The organism is Streptococcus sp. SI1 (genome assembly GCF_030439945.1).
GTDB lineage: Bacteria > Bacillota > Bacilli > Lactobacillales > Streptococcaceae > Streptococcus > Streptococcus intermedius.
The window spans coordinates 102,767-120,798 of sequence record NZ_JAQFJE010000005.1 but is presented as its reverse complement, the minus strand read 5'-3'; the positions used below and the strand labels follow the sequence as shown (position 1 = coordinate 120,798).

The window sequence follows — 18,032 nt, the reverse complement described above, 5'->3', positions numbered from 1 at the left end:
GGAAAATAATATGGTTAAGGTATTAACAGCATGCGGAAATGGCATGGGTTCATCTATGGTGATTAAGATGAAAGTAGAAAATGCTCTACGTAAACTGGGGCAAACAGATTTTACTGTCAATTCATGCAGTGTAGGTGAAGCAAAAAGCCTTGCTTCAGGTTATGATATCGTCATCGCTTCTCTGCATCTGATTCATGAATTGGATGGGCGGACAAACGGTCAATTGATTGGTCTAGATAATTTGATGGACGATAAAGAAATTACTGAAAAACTATCACAGGTACTGGAATGATGTGGCTGAGATTTATCTCAGTCTCATCGCTTAAGAAATTGATATAGAGGCTTTGGACAATTGTCCAAGCCTCATTCACTTAAAAAAGATATGTGGGACTAAAAACGTAGAAAAATGGGAGTTAGGGTGCTCTTTTATTAGCGCTAGCTTTCTACTTTGCAGTCTGTTTGAAGTTCCCATTTTCTACGAAAGGAAGAAGCAATGAATTTAAAGCAAGCATTGATTGAAAACAACTCCATTCGTTTAGGTCTTTCGGCTTCAACTTGGCAAGAAGCGGTCAAACTTGCTGTTGACCCGTTAATTGAAAGCGGAGCTGTTAAGCCTGAATATTATGATGCTATCATCGAATCGACAGAAGGGTACGGTCCTTATTATATATTGATGCCAGGTATGGCTATGCCGCATGCACGACCAGAAGCTGGTGTTCAAAGAGATGCGTTCTCTTTGGTGACGTTGAAGGAGCCTGTAACTTTCTCGGATGGGAAAGGGGTGAGTGTCTTGTTGGCTCTTGCAGCAACTAGTTCACAAATCCATACTAGCGTGGCTATTCCGCAGATTATTGCCTTGTTTGAATTAGAAAATTCAATCGCGCGACTAGAGGCCTGTAAAAGTGAGGAAGAAGTGTTCGCCATGATTGATGAATCAAAAAATAGTCCATATTTAGAAGGATTAGATTTAGATAGTTAGTAACTGGTTTGATTTAAGCCATTAGAAAATAGAAAGAGAAAAATTATGACAAAACGATTACCGAATTTACAAGTAGCACTGGATCATTCTGATTTGCAAGGAGCCATTAAAGCGGCTGTGTCAGTTGGCCATGAAGTAGATGTCATTGAAGCAGGGACAGTTTGTCTCTTGCAGGTGGGTAGCGAGTTGGTAGAAGTCTTACGCAGTCTTTTTCCAGATAAAATTATCGTTGCCGATACGAAATGTGCTGATGCTGGTGGGACAGTTGCTAAAAATAATGCCGTACGCGGTGCTGACTGGATGACTTGTATCTGTTGTGCTACGATTCCTACCATGAAAGCAGCTCTTAAAGCTATTAAAGAAGAACGTAGTAACCGTGGCGAAATTCAAGTAGAACTCTATGGAGATTGGACTTTTGAGCAAGCACAGCAATGGCTTGATGCTGGTATTTCTCAAGCTATTTATCACCAATCACGTGACGCTCTACTTGCAGGTGAAACGTGGGGTGAAAAAGACCTTAACAAGGTTAAAAAACTCATTGAAATGGGCTTCCGTGTGTCTGTAACTGGTGGACTTAGTGTTGATACTTTGAAACTCTTTGAAGGAGTGGATGTTTTCACCTTTATCGCAGGACGTGGGATTACGGAAGCAGAAAATCCTGCTGGGGCAGCACGTGCATTTAAAGATGAAATCAAACGGATCTGGGGGTAGAATCTATGGCACGTCCAATTGGTATTTATGAAAAGGCAACGCCTAAACATTTTACGTGGCTGGAACGATTAAACTTTGCCAAGGAACTTGGTTTTGATTTTGTGGAATTATCCATTGATGAGAGTGATGAGCGTTTGGCACGTTTGGACTGGTCCAAGGAAGAACGTCTAGAACTGGTTAAAGCAATTTTTGAGACAGGGGTGCGGATTCCCACCATTACTTTTAGCGGACATCGCCGTTATCCACTGGGATCCAACGATCCTGAAAAAGAAGCGCGTGCTCTTGAAATGATGGAAAAATGTATCGAGTTTGCACAGGACATTGGTATTCGTAATATCCAGCTGGCTGGCTACGATGTTTACTACGAAGAGAAGTCTCCTAAAACACGTGCACGCTTCCTTAAAAATTTACGTCAGGCCTGTACTTGGGCTGAAGAAGCGCAAGTTATCTTATCAATTGAAATCATGGATGATCCTTTCATCAATTCGATTGAAAAATATCTAGCTGTCGAAAAAGAAATTGACTCTCCTTATCTTTTTGTCTATCCTGATACAGGAAATGTCTCAGCTTGGGGCAATGATCTCTGGAGTGAATTCTACATTGGGCACAAATCTATCGCAGCTATTCACTTAAAAGATACTTATGCTGTCACAGAAAGTTCAAAAGGTCAATTTCGTGATGTGCCATTTGGTCAGGGCTGTGTCGATTGGGAAGCCATGTTTGATGTTTTGAAGAAAACAAATTATAATGGTCCATTTTTAATTGAAATGTGGTCTGAAAATTGTGAAACGGTAGAAGAAACGCGTGCGGCCATTAAAGAAGCACAAGAGTTCCTCTATCCTTTAATGGAGAAAGCGGGGTTAAAATAGAAATGGCAAAATTATTATCAGAAATGCGCCAACGTGTCTGTGATGCTAATAAATCACTGCCAGTACATGGACTCGTCAAATTTACTTGGGGGAATGTTTCCGAAGTTGACCGTGAAGCAGGGCTTATTGTTATTAAACCTTCTGGTGTTGACTATGACAAATTGACACCTGAAAATATGGTGGTAACGGACTTGGATGGAAATATTGTCGAAGGTGATCTCAATCCATCTTCGGATTTACCAACACATGTTGAGCTTTATAAGGCTTGGCCGGAAGTTGGGGGTATTGTTCATACGCATTCAACAGAAGCTGTTGGTTGGGCGCAAGCTGGGCGCGATATTCCTTTCTATGGAACAACACACGCAGACTATTTCTATGGTCCGGTACCTTGCGCACGTTCCTTGACAGCAGCTGAAGTTGATACTGCCTATGAAAAAGAAACTGGGACAGTTATTATTGAAGAATTTACCAATCGTGGATTGGATCCAGTAGCCGTTCCTGGTATTGTCGTTCGCAATCACGGACCATTTACTTGGGGTAAAAATCCAGAACAGGCTGTTTATCATGCAGTTGTGCTTGAAGAAGTAGCGAAAATGAATCGTCTCACAGAACAAATCAATCCACGTGTCGAACCAGCACCAAAATACATTATGGATAAACATTACTTGCGTAAACATGGTCCAAACGCTTACTATGGACAGAAAAAGTAAGAACAATGATAAGAAATATCTTAAGGAGTGGAACGATCACCATGATTGCAAAGTGTCATGCTGGTCAGTTCCACACCTTCCTTTTCTCATTTTGTCTCCGTAAAAACTCAAGATAGCCAAATAATAACGAGGTGTTTCAATTGCGTAGGAAGATGTGTGAAAAGATGTTATAATAATTTACAATCCCTTTCAAGGAGTAAATGATGATATTATTGGACCAAACAAGTTGTGACTTACTAAGATACCTCATTCAGTTGAAAGAGCCAGAAACGATTATGACGATTTCACGGGCAACCAATCAATCGCGGAGGAAGATTTATTATCATTTGGAAAAAATCAATGACGCTTTGGCAGAGGTTGGTGAAATGATTAGCAGTCGTCCGAGAGTTGGGATTGTGTTAACTGCACAGCAAAAGGAATTATGCCAATCCTTGCTGGAAGGAGTCGATTCTTATAGTTATGTCATGAGCATGACCGAGCGCATGCAGTTGACCGTTCTGTATATTTGTGTTGCAAACAAGCGTGTCACCATTGAACAACTGATGGAATTGACCGAGGTGTCTCGGAATACCGTTCTTAATGATTTGAACGAAATCCGCAATCAGTTAGCTTCAGAGCAGTATCAAGTCAACCTTACATCCACAAAAGCGCAAGGATATCTTTTGAAATGTCATCCGCTCAATAAAATCCAATATGTACATTCTCTCTTGTATCACATTTTTGCAGAGGGAAATCATAGTTTTGTTACGATTTTAACAAAGAAGATAAGGAATTTTGTTGGTGATGAAATTCTTCTGTCGGATGATTTACAAGACTTTCTTAACCAAAGGGTACAAGATGTAGAGCAAGATTTGGGTAAGAAAATCAATCGCCATGAAATCAAATTTATGTTGCAAGTCTTGCCATATCTTCTGTTGAGTTGTCGAAATATGGCTTTAGGTGAGGAAGAACAGGAAGATTTGAAGCGTGAGTTTACCTTGATTCGCAAGCGGATTGAATATCAAGCAGCTAAACATTTGAATAACAATTTAGGGGCGACATTTGGCTTGAAACTAAATGATATTGAGATTTCACTCTTAACTGTTCTTTTGCTTTCTTACCGGAAAGATCGGGATATTCATGCAACCAGTCAAGATTTTGTCCAATTAAAAGAAGCGATTGATGAGTTTATCTGGCGTTTTGAAGTTAGTTCGAACTTTGAAATTGAAAATAAAGAAGATTTGTTGCGGAATTTGTTGACGCATTGCAAAGCTCTACTATTTCGTAAAACCTACGGCATTCTGTCTAAAAATCCATTGACAAGACAGATCAAGGAAAAATATGCAGATTTGTTTGCAGTCACTAAGTCCTGTTCCGTGATTCTAGAGGAAGCTTGGCTTATTTCATTAACTGATGATGAAGTTGCTTACCTTGCCTTGCACATGGGTGGGTTCTTAAAACACAATCGTGCTGAAAAACAAGATGCCAAACGGATTTATTTAGTCTGCGATGAAGGAGTAGCTGTGCAGAAATTGCTACTCAAACAGTGCTTGTATCATTTACCAAATGAAAATTTAGGTGCTGTTTTTACGACGGAACAATTCAAGAGTGTGGAAGATATTTTAGATGTGGACTTATTGATTACGACAAATGATGGGCTGGAAACCACTTTACCAACGATACAAGTTCAGCCTATTTTGGATTATGAAGATGTATTAAATATTACTTCTTTTGTCAAAGATCAAACTCTTTCAACTAAAGGAGTACGATTTAGTCAAGAGTTAGAGCACCTTTTAGCGTCTTACATCAAAGATTCAGCTCGGACACAAGAGCTGAAAAATAAAATTCAAAAACTTGTAAATGAAGAATTATTATCAACTTCAACGGAAGAATGAAAGAATGGATGACTAGCTAGGGATAGAATTCCCGGCTTTTTTAAGTACTAAAAATAGTCCAATCTTGAACACAGCCTTGTGTTTTATTTGGTCTTTTTTTCTCTCTTAGAGCAGATTATACTAAAAATAGAAATATAACATTATCTTGAGGAGGAACAATCATGCCAAATGTAAAAGAAATTACAAGAGAATCTTGGATTTTATCCACTTTCCCAGAATGGGGCACCTGGCTCAATGAAGAAATTGAAGAGGAAGTCGTGCCTGAGGGTAACTTTGCTATGTGGTGGTTAGGGAATTGTGGTGTTTGGATTAAGACACCAGGTGGTGCTAATGTGGTTATGGATCTTTGGTCTAACCGCGGAAAATCAACAAAGAAAGTAAAAGATATGGTGCGGGGGCACCAAATGGCAAATATGGCAGGCGTACGTAAATTGCAACCAAACTTACGCGTGCAGCCAATGGTGATTGATCCATTTATGATTAATGAGTTGGACTATTATCTGGTATCGCATTTTCACAGTGACCATATTGATGTCAATACTGCAGCAGCGATTGTCAACAATCCGAAATTGAATCATGTTAAATTTGTCGGACCTTATGAATGTGGCGAAATCTGGAAAAAATGGGGTGTTCCAGAAGAACGTATCATCGTGATTAAACCCGGCGAAAGTTTTAAGTTTAAAGATATTAAAGTATCGGCTGTGGAATCTTTCGACCGGACTTGCTTGGTAACACTTCCAGTTGATGGTGCTGATGCCCAAGATGGTGAACTGAAAGGTCTGCCTGTAACAGATGAAGAAATGGCACGTAAAGCAGTCAATTATATCTTTGAAACGCCAGGTGGTACAATTTATCATGGTGCAGATTCGCACTTCTCAAATTATTTTGCCAAACACGGAAAAGATTTCAAGATTGATGTGGCTATTAATAACTACGGTGATAACCCAATCGGTATTCAAGATAAGATGACTTCGATTGATTTGCTTCGTATGGCTGAAAATCTTCGTGCCAAAGTTATTATTCCAGTTCATTATGATATCTGGTCTAACTTCATGGCTTCAACGGACGAGATTTTAGCCTTGTGGAAGATGCGCAAAGAGCGCCTCCAATATCAATTCCACCCATTCATCTGGGAAGTTGGTGGTAAATATACCTATCCGCAAGACAAAGACAGGATTGAATACCATCACCCACGTGGCTTTGATGATTGCTTCGAGCATGATTCAAATATTCAATTTAAGGCCTTATTATAAAATGTTAACTCGAAATTATCCGTATGCGTTGCGATATACGGATAATTTTCATATAATAGAAGATGGAATGTTATCGTTTTCCAAATGATTAATAGCTTATCTTTGTTGAAGATAAGTGCTTATATAAAAAGGAGAATTCAATGTCAAATTTATCTGTCAATGCCATTCGTTTTTTAGGAATTGATGCCATTGAAAAATCAAAATCTGGTCACCCAGGTGTTGTCATGGGCGCGGCTCCGATGGCTTATGACTTGTTTACCAAGCAAATGCGCATCAATCCAGAAGTGCCAAATTGGATTAATCGCGATCGGTTTGTTTTATCGGCTGGTCACGGCTCTATGTTACTCTATGCCCTTCTCCATTTGTCTGGTTTTCAAGATGTCACAATGGAAGAACTCAAGAACTTCCGTCAATGGGGTTCTAAAACGCCTGGGCATCCCGAATTTGGACATACTGCTGGTGTAGATGCGACAACTGGGCCACTTGGTCAAGGAATTTCTATGGCAACTGGTTTTGCACAAGCAGAACGTTTCCTAGCGACTAAGTATAATCGTGAAGGGTATAACCTCTTTGACCACTATACGTATGTAATCTGTGGTGATGGGGATTTGATGGAAGGTGTATCTGCTGAAGCAGCTTCTTATGCTGGACTCCAAAAGCTAGACAAGCTCATCGTTCTCTATGACTCCAACGATATTAATCTGGATGGAGAAACCAAGGATTCCTTTACAGAAAGTGTTCGGGCGCGTTATAATGCTTATGGTTGGCACACAGATTTGGTCAAAGATGGCACAGACTTAGAAGCGATCAATGCAGCGATTGAAGCTGCAAAAGTTTCTGGCAAACCGTCCTTAATTGAAGTGAAAACAGTGATTGGTTATGGTTCACCAAACAAACAAGGGACTAATGCCGTTCATGGAGCTCCTCTTGGTGCAGAAGAAGTAGCCGCTACTCGTAAAGCTCTTACTTGGGATTACGAACCGTTTGAAATTCCTGAAGAAGTCTACGAAGATTATCGGGTCAATGTTGCTGAACGTGGGAAAGCTGCTTATGATGCTTGGGTAAAACTTGTTGAAGCATACAAACAAGCCTATCCTGACTTAGCTGATGAAGTAGCTGCTGTTATTGCGGGACAAGATCCAGTTGAGATCAAGCCAGAAGATTTCCCAGTAGTAGAAACAGGTTTCTCACAAGCTACTCGTAATTCTAGCCAAGATGCTTTAAATGCGGCAGCAAAAGTACTTCCAACATTCCTTGGTGGCTCTGCTGACCTAGCTCATTCTAATATGACCTATATCAAAGAAGATGGCTTGCAAGATGATGCCCACCGCCTTAACCGCAACATTCAATTCGGTGTACGTGAATTTGCTATGGGAACGATTCTGAATGGTATGGCACTTCACGGGGGACTTCGTGTTTATGGTGGTACATTCTTTGTGTTCTCAGATTATGTCAAAGCGGCTATTCGTTTATCAGCTCTTCAAGGCTTGCCTGTAACCTATGTCTTTACACATGATTCAATTGCAGTTGGTGAGGATGGTCCAACTCATGAACCAATTGAGCACTTAGCAGGTCTTCGTGCAATTCCAAACCTCAATATCTTGCGCCCAGCAGATGCACGTGAAACACAGGCTGCTTGGTACTTGGCGCTGAAGAGTCAAACAACTCCAACAGCTTTGGTTCTCACACGTCAAAACTTGACAGTTGAAGCTGGAACTGACTTTGACAAGGTGGCTAAAGGAGCTTATGTGGTATATGAAACAGCAAATGGTTTTGATACAATTCTTCTGGCATCTGGTTCTGAAGTTAATTTAGCTGTAGCGGCTGCAAAAGAGTTGGAGGCTAAAGGAGAAAAGATTCGTGTTGTCAGCGTACCATCAACAGATATCTTTGATGCACAAGATGCTGCCTACAAAGAAGAAATTCTACCAAATGCAGTCCGCCGCCGTGTCGCCATTGAAATGGCTGCAAGTCAGTCTTGGTACAAATATGTTGGACTTGATGGAGCTGTGATTGGTATTGACAAATTTGGCGCTTCTGCCCCAGCTGCTAAAGTGCTTAAAGAATATGGTTTCACCGTTGATCATATCGCAGAAGTTGTGAAAAACTTGAAATAATGGTGATAAAGAGAAAAAACCGAGGCAATATCTCAAGCCTCGGTTTTTCTAACTAGAAACGCTATAATGAAACTCGAAAAGTATATTTTGAGGGTGTGAAGATACAAAAAAATATATGCTTTCTCGTCTGTTGATGGAATTAAATTTCCTATGTCCATTTGAATCTCCCTCGTTCTACCGTTCTTGAGGTTGTTGAAAAAATATTGTACTACTAGGGCAACAGGCCAAAAATCTTTTTTTAAAAATAGAACAAACATCAATTTTATTTAGTTAGTTTGAGGGATAAAAAAACGACAGGCATGAAGCATTCGGCAGAAGTTTTAGAAGAAAGGTGGCTATCTTTTACTCATAACAAGGAGGAACTTTTGTAGCTGGATTCAAGAGCAGTCACACATTCTGGGGTTCTTTTTTGCTAAGAGAAATACAGCGAAGCTGATTGTGAATGAGGAGGTTAATCCAAACTTGACTGTTGATTTTCATCTCTTTGTTCATACCGCAATGCTTAAGATTACTTATACTGACTTTCTACGTTTTTGAAAAAGCAAAGCACGTTATCAAAAGAAGTTGCTACTAGCTTTGCTTCAATAGAAATCCTTTTAGAAATTTAATCCTCTCCTTGTAAATTCTCTAGGAATCTGCTATAGTAGATAATATATGAAATCTAAAGGAGACTAAAATGGGTAACGGTTTTTCAATTTTAATTATGTTGGTTGTCATGATGGGCTTGATGTTCTTCATGCAACGTTCTCAAAAGAAACAAGCAGATAAACGGATGGAAAGCTTGAATAAATTACAAAAGGGATATGAAGTCATTACAATTGGTGGTTTGTATGGTACGGTTGATGAAGTCGATACTGAAAAGAAAACAGTTGTCCTTGATGTAGATGGTGTTTACTTGACATTTGAATTAACAGCGATTAAGACGGTGTTGCCGCTGACGGAAGGAATCACAGCAGTTGCCGGTGCAGACGGAAGTGTTGAGATGTCAGAAGATACAGCTATCGAAGAAGAATAGTGTTGGTTTAAATAGGCAAAAAGAATTGGAACTCCAGTTCTTTTTTACTTTTATTTGAAAAACTCCTTTATTAAACGCTTGGTTAATTGTGAGTTTATACTAGTCCAATGAAATAGATAGTGTACAAGTATAAATGATTCTTATCCACGAGACATTTTATACAATCAGACTGAAAATGCTTTGGTTATTTGGTAGTAGGGGACAACTGATTTGTCTTTTGAACCATGTAATCAGCACAATTTACTTATTTTTGACGAAGCATTTGTTAATTGTTAAATATTTCCTTGGCAGAGTATGGTTTTACATGGATAACCTTTTTATCTATCGCAACATGATGTGAATAGGAAGTTGGAATAAAACTTTTTGTTTATCCAATTTCTTTTTTTACTTGAAAAACTAGCATAAATCCCATTTTTAGAGGATTTATGATATAATGAACTGTAAAACTTTATTAGGAAAACAAGTACATGTTTAGTTTTAAGAAAAAAGAAAAAATAGAAATACCGTTACAAATACCAAGACATATCGGTATCATTATGGACGGGAATGGTCGTTGGGCTAAAAAGCGCATGCAGCCACGTATTTTTGGACATAAATCTGGAATGGAAACCCTGCAAAATGTTACTATTGCAGCCAAGGAATTAGGTGTTCAAGTATTGACAGTCTACGCTTTCTCTACGGAAAATTGGTCGCGCCCTGAAAAAGAAGTCAGCTTCATCATGAACTTGCCAGTTGAATTTTACGATCGTTATGTGCCTGAGTTACATCGAAATAATGTAAAAATTCAAATGATAGGGGATACGGAGCGTTTGCCTAAGGCAACTTATGAAGCTCTATGCAAAGCAGAAGAGCTGACACAACTCAATACGGGGTTAATTCTTAATTTTGCTTTAAATTATGGTGGACGTGCTGAGATTATTCAAGCTGTTAAGATGATTGCTCAAGATGTGCTAGATGCCAAATTCAGTCCAGGAGAGATTGATGAGGAAATGATTGCCAACTACTTACAAACCAGCAATCTACCTCGTTTGTTGCGTGATCCGGATTTGGTCATTCGGACGAGTGGGGAATTACGTTTGAGTAATTTCCTGCCTTGGCAAAGTGCGTACAGTGAGCTGTATTTTACAGATACTTTATGGCCAGATTTTGATGAAAAAGCATTGAAAGCAGCTATTAAGGAATATAGTAAACGAAATCGTCGATTTGGTGGTGTGTAGGAGAATTTATGGATAAAGATTTACAAAGACGTGTGATATTTGGAGGCATGGCACTTGCTATTTTCATTCCGATTTTGATGATGGGAGGACCTCTTCTGCAAATTGGGATGGGACTTTTAGCTATGCTAGGTGTTCATGAATTACTGCAAATGAAAGGGCTTAAGACAACTACTCTAGAAGGCATCTTAGCCATGTTGGCAGCTTTTGTGCTGACGATTCCGCTTGAAAATTATCTAAAATTTTTGCCAGTAGACGGGAATGTTGTGGCTTATGGATTGGTTGTTTTTGTCTTATTGGGTGCGACTGTTTTAGGGAAAAATTACAGTTTCGAAGATGCGGCTTATCCGATTGCTGCTAGTTTTTATGTTGGAATTGGCTTCAATGCCTTGCTAGATGCGCGTGTCGCAGGTTTTGACAAAGTGTTGCTAGCCTTGTTTATTGTCTGGGCAACCGATAGTGGAGCCTACTTGGTAGGGCGAAGATATGGTGTTCGTCGTTTAGCTCCTCGTGTTTCACCAAATAAGACTGTAGAAGGCAGCATAGGAGGAGTAGTTTCAGCAGTTTTAGTGACAGTTATCTTTATGTTATTTGATAAAAATGTTGCTGCACCTTATCATTTGCCAGTCATGCTTCTTTTGGCTGTATTCTTTAGTATCGCAGGCCAATTTGGCGATTTGGTAGAAAGTGCGATTAAACGCCACTTTGACGTTAAAGATTCAGGTAAATTTATCCCAGGGCATGGTGGCGTTTTAGACCGTTTTGATAGTATGTTATTTGTCTTTCCTTTGATGCATTTCTTTGGATTGTTCTAATGAGAAAGGCGAAAAGAATTTCCAGAAATGGAAATTCTTTTGTAAATGTATAGTGTAAGTAAACCTTAAGCAAATTGAGTTATTCTTGCTTTAGGTTATCTATATAGACTAAGTGAAATCCTTACCATGAGAAAGTAGAAAGGTTGGTGTAATGCAAGCAGGTATTATAGGAATCGTTACCTTTATCATTATTTTTGGAATAATCGTTGTTGTTCATGAATTTGGGCATTTCTATTTTGCGAAAAAATCAGGCATTTTGGTGCGCGAGTTTTCCATTGGAATGGGTCCGAAAATTTTTGCTCATATTGGCAAAGATGGGACAGCATATACTATTCGGATGTTACCGCTTGGTGGATATGTCCGTATGGCTGGCTGGGGTGAAGACTCAACTGAGATTAAAACAGGCACACCTGCTAGTTTATCTTTGAATGAAGCAGGAAAGGTTATCCGGATTAATCTTTCAGGCAAGAAAATCGATCAGACGGCCTTACCGATGAATGTGACGAGTTTTGATTTGGAAAATAGACTTGAAATTACGGGTCTGGTTCTAGATGAGCAGAAGACTTATGCAGTCGACCATGATGCAACCATCGTAGAAGAAGATGGAACAGAAATACGCATTGCTCCGCTCGATGTTCAATATCAAAATGCTAGTTTAGGTGGTCGTCTCATTACCAACTTTGCGGGACCAATGAACAATTTCATTTTGGGGATTGTAGCTTTTTTGCTGTTGATTTTTATGCAGGGTGGTGTTGCAGATCAACATACAAACCATGTTCGGATTTTACAGGGTAGTGCCCTAGCTCAAGCCGGTGTAAAAAATAATGACCAAATTTTAAAAGTTGGTCAAGCAGAGATCAAGAATTGGTCAGATTTGACTCAAGCTGTTCAGTCTGAGACGAAAGCTAGCAAAGGACAGGCAGAACTAACCATAACTGTTAAAAGTGGAAATAAAATTCAAAAGCTTACAGTTAAGCCCAAAAAAGAGCAAGGCAGATATTTATTAGGAGTAATGCCAGGCTTGAAGTCGGATCTTCCATCGATGATCGCAGGTGGGTTTAGCATGGCTTGGAATGCTAGCTTCCGCATCTTTGCAGCTTTGAAAAATTTGATTTTCCACCCAGATATCAATAAATTGGGGGGGCCTGTGGCCATTTACAAAGCTAGTAGTGATGCTGCCAAAGGTGGGCTTGAAAGTGTTATCGCTCTATTGGCTATGCTTTCTCTAAACATCGGTATTTTTAATCTCATTCCTATTCCCGCACTTGATGGTGGAAAGATTGTTCTCAACCTTCTTGAAGCCATTCGTCGCAAACCATTAAAGCAGGAGACAGAAACCTATGTCACTTTAGCAGGTGTTGCTGTTATGGTGGTGCTGTTAATTGCAGTCACGTGGAATGATATTATGCGAACCTTTTTTTAAACAGCCATTCTAAAATAACAAAAGGAAGAATTTATGAAACAAAGTAAAATGTTAATCCCAACGCTACGCGAAATGCCTAGTGATGCTCAAGTAATCAGTCATGCCTTACTATTGCGCGCGGGTTATGTCCGTCAAATATCAGCAGGTGTCTATTCTTATTTGCCGTTGGCCAATCAGGTGATTGAAAAAGCAAAGAAAATCATGCGCGAAGAATTTGAAAAAATCGGTGCGGTAGAAATGCTGGCGCCAGCCCTCCTTAGTGCTGATCTTTGGCGTGAATCAGGCCGGTACGATACCTATGGTGAGGACCTCTATAAATTAAAAAATCGTGAGGGTTCAGATTTTATCTTGGGACCAACTCATGAAGAAACATTCACCGCAATTGTGCGAGATTCTGTAAAATCTTATAAGCAATTACCGCTCAATCTTTATCAGATTCAAGCAAAATATCGTGATGAAAAGCGTCCTCGAAACGGATTATTACGGACACGTGAATTTATCATGAAAGATGGTTATAGTTTCCATGCCAATTACGATAGTTTGGATGTGACTTATGATGCGTATAAGACTGCTTACGAGAATATTTTTACACGAAGTGAGATTGATTTCAAAGGGATTATTGGTGATGGTGGTGCTATGGGTGGGAAAGATAGCCAAGAATTTATGGCGATTACACCCGATCGTACAGATCTTACTCGCTGGGTTGTCTTGGACAAGTCGGTCTCTAGCTTTGATGAGATTCCAGCAGACGTACAAGAAGCTATCAAGGAAGAATTGACAGGCTGGTTAGTGTCTGGTGAGGATACTGTTGTTTATTCGAGTGAGTCAGGTTATGCTGCAAATCTTGAAATGGCAACAAATGAATACAAACCAAGCAATCGTGTTGTGACCGAAGACGAATTGACTCGTGTAGAGACTCCAGATTGCAAGTCGATTGATGAAGTTGCTGCCTTTCTTCATATGGATGAAAGCCAGACAATCAAAACGTTGGTTTATATTGCTGATGAAAAACCGATTGTGGCTCTGCTTGTTGGAAATGATCAATTGAATGAAGTGAAACTGAAAAATTATTTAGGGGCTGATTTCTTTGAACCAGCAAGTGAAGACGAGGTTCGTGAGTTATTTGGAGCAAACTTTGGCTCACTCGGTCCAGTTCATCTCCCAGAAGATATTCAAATCATTGCAGACCGAAAAGTGGAAGATATCCACAATGCAGTAGTTGGTGCCAATGAAGACGGTTATCATTTGACTGGTGTCAATCCAGGTAGAGACTTCCTAGCAGAATATGTGGATATTCGTGAAGTGCAGGAAGGAGAAATTTCACCTGATGGACAGGGAATTTTGAAATTTGCACGTGGTATTGAAATCGGACATATTTTTAAGTTGGGCACTCGTTACTCAGAAAGTATGAATGCGACTGTTTTAGATGAAAATGGTCGGGCAGTTCCTGTTGTAATGGGCTGCTACGGCATTGGAGTTAGTCGCCTCTTATCAGCGGTTATGGAGCAACACGCACGTCTCTTTGTCAATAAGACCCCTAAAGGGGATTATCGCTATGCTTGGGGGATCAATTTCCCTAAAGAATTGGCACCATTTGATGTGCATTTAATCCCTATAAATGTCAAAGATGAGGAAGCTCTTGCGTTGACCGCCCAACTAGAAACAGAGTTGGTCAATGCTGGCTACGAAGTCTTGACAGATGACCGTAAGGAACGTGCCGGTGTGAAATTTAGTGATAGTGACTTGATTGGTCTGCCAATTCGTGTAACGGTCGGAAAAAAAGCAGCAGATGGAATCGTTGAAGTCAAAATTAAAGCAACTGGCGATACGATTGAAGTGAATGTGGAAAATCTCCTTGAAACACTGGAAATCTTAACGAAGAAAAATAATTAAAGACATCTAAAACGAGAGATGAATTGGAATTTAAAAACAGGAAAATCGCAATTGGAGTGTTCCAAAAGAGATTTTCCTGTTTTTTAAGTAGGCATTTTGCTTCGGCTTCTTATTGTGGGATAACGAACGACGGTTAAAGGAAAGATGATTTACTTTGTTTTCTTCTCTTTAGGTGTAAAAGATGACTGTTTAGGGCTTTCTCTGATGAAGGCATAAAAATTTTTTATACTAGAAGGTAAAGAAAGGAGTTAAAATGAGAAACATAAAAAATATTCTTCAAATGAGTTTGCTGATTGTTCTGATACAAATTGTGTTGGTATTGTTGACGATACCTTTTCCCAAAACGTTATCATTTCAGCAGTCAAGTTTTGTATTTTTGTTCATTCTATTTTTTTGTGGCTTATTTTATTTTCGCTATTTTTCCAGAGAATTAACAGACTTTAAAACAGAACTATTCACTACCCGTTGCTGGTCTTTACTGCGATTATCGTATTTCATGATGGTACTTATCAATGCGATAGGGGCTTATCTGATGATTGTAGAAGGATTGGTAGAAGTTTCAGCCAGTCAGCAATTACTTTTAGATCTTTTCATCCACTCTTCTCTTTTCCTGTTGGGGATTGATGTTGTAGCCCTTGCGCCTGAAGTGCGATCGACTCTTATTCATCTTTTAGTTTCAAAAGGACACGCACAAACGAGTTTTGTGATAGGAAGTTTGTTGTTGATTATTCTAAGAAATCCAGCAGGCTTAACTTGTTTTATCATTTATACGGGCTTAGGATGTTTGCTTTCACTCTTTATTCCCAAATCACTTCTTCGTTTGGAATTTTCCATTTTCAGTCATTTAGTGCGCAATAGTTTTTCTCTTTTTTTCTTACTCTTTTTTTGGTAATTTTTTTGCCATTCACTAAGTATATCAATGATTTTCGTGGGTTAAAAATGATGAGGCGGTAGAATATTAGAGCTAGCGTCTTATTTTCTACAATAATTCTAGGCAAAAAGGCGTACAAGAACATACTCATATTAGTCTGTTTTTGTAGAAAATCCACTTCTGTGGTAAAATGAGAGCATTATGGAATGGGTGAAAACGACAATGGAACAAAAAGAAGAACAACAGTTAGAATGGTTGCAGCAGCACCAAACAAAAGAGCCTCAATTGGACTTAGAACGAGTGAGACGACTTTTGAGCTTACGAGGCAATCCGCATTTACTAGTATCGGTTATTCATGTTGCAGGTACTAATGGGAAAGGCTCAACAATTGCGCATTTGCGTCAGCTATTGCAAGCAAAGAAGTTGCGTGTTGGAACCTTTACATCGCCTTCTCTTCTTTGTTACAACGAGCAAATTGCCATCAATGGCGTGCCTATTTCAGATGAAGATTTTCATTCTTTGTTGCAAACTTACCAACAGGTCATAGAAAATCATTTTACTGATCAACTCTTACAAGCCATAACAGAATTTGAAATCATCACGGTATTGGCTTATGAGTATTTCTTCCAGAATCAGGTAGATGTGGGCATAATGGAAGTAGGACTAGGTGGTTTATTGGACAGCACCAATGTGTGCCAACCGGATTTGACAGCTATTACGACAATCGGGCTTGATCACACAGCTATTTTAGGCGCTACATTAGCAGATATTGCGGAACAGAAAGCAGGGATTATTAAGCAAGGTGTTCCGTTGGTAACAGGAAAGACTGCTTCCGAACCACTGGCCGTTATTCACAATAAGGCTCAACAAGTTCAGTCTCCTCATGTCTGTTATGGGCAAGGCTATCAGGTGGAGCCTGTACAAAGTTCGGAAGAGGGAGAAGAATTCCTGTTTTCAAATGCATATAGGCTGAAAGAAGGCTATCAAAGTGCTCTTTTGGGTGTTCATCAAGTTGAGAATGCGGGACTGGCACTTGAATTGTGCGATCAATATTGCACCTTAAAAGGTTTGTCGTTGTTAAAGAAAGATGAGGTAAGGCGGGCATTGAAACAAACGTGTTGGCCTGCTCGCTTAGAGAAACTGTCAAGTGAACCGTTAATTGTATTGGATAGTGCGCACAATCCTCATGCAATGAAAGCACTGATTGCGTCTCTAGAAAGCCATTTTCCAGATTATCAAAAAAATATCTTATTTACTTGCATTCAGACTAAGGCATTAGAGGAAATGGTTACGTTGTTAAAAACGGTGGCTAAATCTCAGTTAGTGCTCACCGTATTTGAAGATTCAAGGAGTTTTTCAAAAGAGGAGATGCAAGATTTAGCAAAACGTGAAAAGTTAGCGTATACAGAGTGGATTCCTTATTTGAAACAATATAAATCGGCCAAGCCTGAAAAGAACAAGTTGTTACTCATCACAGGCTCTCTCTATTTCCTTGCAGAAGTGAGAAAATATCTACTGAATGACTAGTAAAAAGAGGTTTTCTAAATAGTTGAAATGTGATAGAATGAAAGAGCAATTTATTTGCAACAGAGTAAGTGGTCTGCGTTAAGTGTGTATGGATGGGATGTTGCCATACAACGAAACATTTGTGCGGTAGACCATTGCATCCGCTGTCTTTTTGACGGCTCCCAAAAGAAAAGGAGCGAATATGAAAAAAAAATCACCAACGTTGACAGTGCAACTGTTAGTTGCCCTTGCTATGATTGTGGCTCTCTGTTTTGTCTTAGAGAAGTTTTCAATCTTTCTCATCCCTCGTTTATGGAAAGTGAGCCCAGCTTTTATTGGGTATACCTTGATGGGAAGTGTTGCGGGACCTATTTTATCTGGCCTGATTTCTGCTGTTTATGATGTGGTATCTTTTTTCTTTGTAAACCAAGGTCATCCATTTATTATCTGGTTTACATTGATTGAAGCCTTGCAAGGAATTCTTTATGGTTATTTCTTTTATGGCAAAGAACTGCGATTTGAGCGGAAGAGAGATTGGCTATGGGTTACACTAGCAACTGTTGCTGTTATGGGAGTGGGTACATTCACCTTAACACCCTTAGCACTCCATTTACAATATGGTGTGCCCTTTGTCGGTTTATATGCTACTCGGGCATGGTCTGTTTTTGAAATTCCTTTACGAGTTGTTGCGACGATGCTCATTGTTCCACAATTACAACAAATCCCTGAATTACGTAAGTTAATGGGATTAAGCAATAAATAAAAAAGATGAAAGCAAAAAA

General features: G+C 39.4%; 16 protein-coding genes and 1 riboswitch. All 16 genes read left to right on the top strand.

Annotation, left to right across the window (positions count from 1 at the left end):
- The first annotated feature begins 10 nt into the window (after positions 1–10).
- The 16 genes from PCY10_RS07400 (at position 11) to PCY10_RS07325 (ending at position 18,013) form a co-directional block, all read left to right on the top strand.
- Positions 11–292: a PTS sugar transporter subunit IIB gene (locus PCY10_RS07400; RefSeq protein ID WP_003074022.1), complete on the top strand. Its 282-nt coding sequence runs from the start codon at positions 11–13 to the stop codon at positions 290–292.
- Between the two features lie 201 nt (positions 293–493).
- Positions 494–979, top strand: a complete 486-nt coding sequence (locus PCY10_RS07395) for a PTS sugar transporter subunit IIA (protein WP_003074024.1) — start codon at positions 494–496, stop codon at positions 977–979.
- Positions 980–1,024: 45 nt separating this feature from the next.
- Positions 1,025–1,690: a 3-keto-L-gulonate-6-phosphate decarboxylase UlaD gene (locus PCY10_RS07390; protein WP_301558961.1), complete on the top strand. Its 666-nt coding sequence runs from the start codon at positions 1,025–1,027 to the stop codon at positions 1,688–1,690.
- 5 nt (positions 1,691–1,695) lie between these two features.
- Positions 1,696–2,559, top strand: coding sequence for an L-ribulose-5-phosphate 3-epimerase (locus tag PCY10_RS07385; RefSeq protein ID WP_009569485.1), 864 nt, complete (start codon positions 1,696–1,698; stop codon positions 2,557–2,559).
- 2 nt (positions 2,560–2,561) lie between these two features.
- Positions 2,562–3,269, top strand: a complete 708-nt coding sequence (locus tag PCY10_RS07380; protein WP_003075831.1) for an L-ribulose-5-phosphate 4-epimerase — start codon at positions 2,562–2,564, stop codon at positions 3,267–3,269.
- A gap of 203 nt (positions 3,270–3,472) precedes the next feature.
- On the top strand, positions 3,473–5,143 hold the full coding sequence (locus PCY10_RS07375; protein ID WP_021003248.1) for a transcription antiterminator: 1,671 nt from the start codon (positions 3,473–3,475) through the stop codon (positions 5,141–5,143).
- Positions 5,144–5,304: 161 nt separating this feature from the next.
- Positions 5,305–6,396, top strand: a complete 1,092-nt coding sequence (gene ulaG, locus PCY10_RS07370; protein WP_021003247.1) for an L-ascorbate 6-phosphate lactonase — start codon at positions 5,305–5,307, stop codon at positions 6,394–6,396.
- A gap of 140 nt (positions 6,397–6,536) precedes the next feature.
- Positions 6,537–8,513, top strand: a complete 1,977-nt coding sequence (gene tkt / locus PCY10_RS07365) for a transketolase (protein ID WP_301558960.1) — start codon at positions 6,537–6,539, stop codon at positions 8,511–8,513.
- Between the two features lie 676 nt (positions 8,514–9,189).
- Positions 9,190–9,528, top strand: coding sequence for a preprotein translocase subunit YajC (gene yajC / locus PCY10_RS07360; RefSeq protein WP_003074039.1), 339 nt, complete (start codon positions 9,190–9,192; stop codon positions 9,526–9,528).
- Positions 9,529–9,995: 467 nt separating this feature from the next.
- On the top strand, positions 9,996–10,745 hold the full coding sequence (locus PCY10_RS07355; RefSeq protein WP_003074042.1) for an isoprenyl transferase: 750 nt from the start codon (positions 9,996–9,998) through the stop codon (positions 10,743–10,745).
- Positions 10,746–10,753: 8 nt separating this feature from the next.
- Positions 10,754–11,557, top strand: a complete 804-nt coding sequence (locus tag PCY10_RS07350) for a phosphatidate cytidylyltransferase (RefSeq protein WP_020999184.1) — start codon at positions 10,754–10,756, stop codon at positions 11,555–11,557.
- A gap of 151 nt (positions 11,558–11,708) precedes the next feature.
- Entirely contained in the window at positions 11,709–12,980 is a 1,272-nt protein-coding gene (gene rseP / locus PCY10_RS07345; protein ID WP_021003245.1) for an RIP metalloprotease RseP, read from the top strand.
- 33 nt (positions 12,981–13,013) lie between these two features.
- Positions 13,014–14,873, top strand: coding sequence for a proline--tRNA ligase (locus tag PCY10_RS07340; protein WP_021003244.1), 1,860 nt, complete (start codon positions 13,014–13,016; stop codon positions 14,871–14,873).
- 253 nt (positions 14,874–15,126) lie between these two features.
- Positions 15,127–15,765 (top strand): CPBP family intramembrane metalloprotease, encoded by a 639-nt coding sequence (locus tag PCY10_RS07335; protein ID WP_117276392.1) that lies wholly within the window; start codon positions 15,127–15,129, stop codon positions 15,763–15,765.
- Positions 15,766–15,966: 201 nt separating this feature from the next.
- Positions 15,967–17,271, top strand: coding sequence for a folylpolyglutamate synthase/dihydrofolate synthase family protein (locus tag PCY10_RS07330; protein WP_301558968.1), 1,305 nt, complete (start codon positions 15,967–15,969; stop codon positions 17,269–17,271).
- Between the two features lie 58 nt (positions 17,272–17,329).
- Positions 17,330–17,419: riboswitch (THF riboswitch) on the top strand.
- Between the two features lie 33 nt (positions 17,420–17,452).
- Positions 17,453–18,013, top strand: a complete 561-nt coding sequence (locus tag PCY10_RS07325; RefSeq protein ID WP_003074069.1) for a folate family ECF transporter S component — start codon at positions 17,453–17,455, stop codon at positions 18,011–18,013.
- The last annotated feature ends 19 nt before the right edge of the window (positions 18,014–18,032 follow it).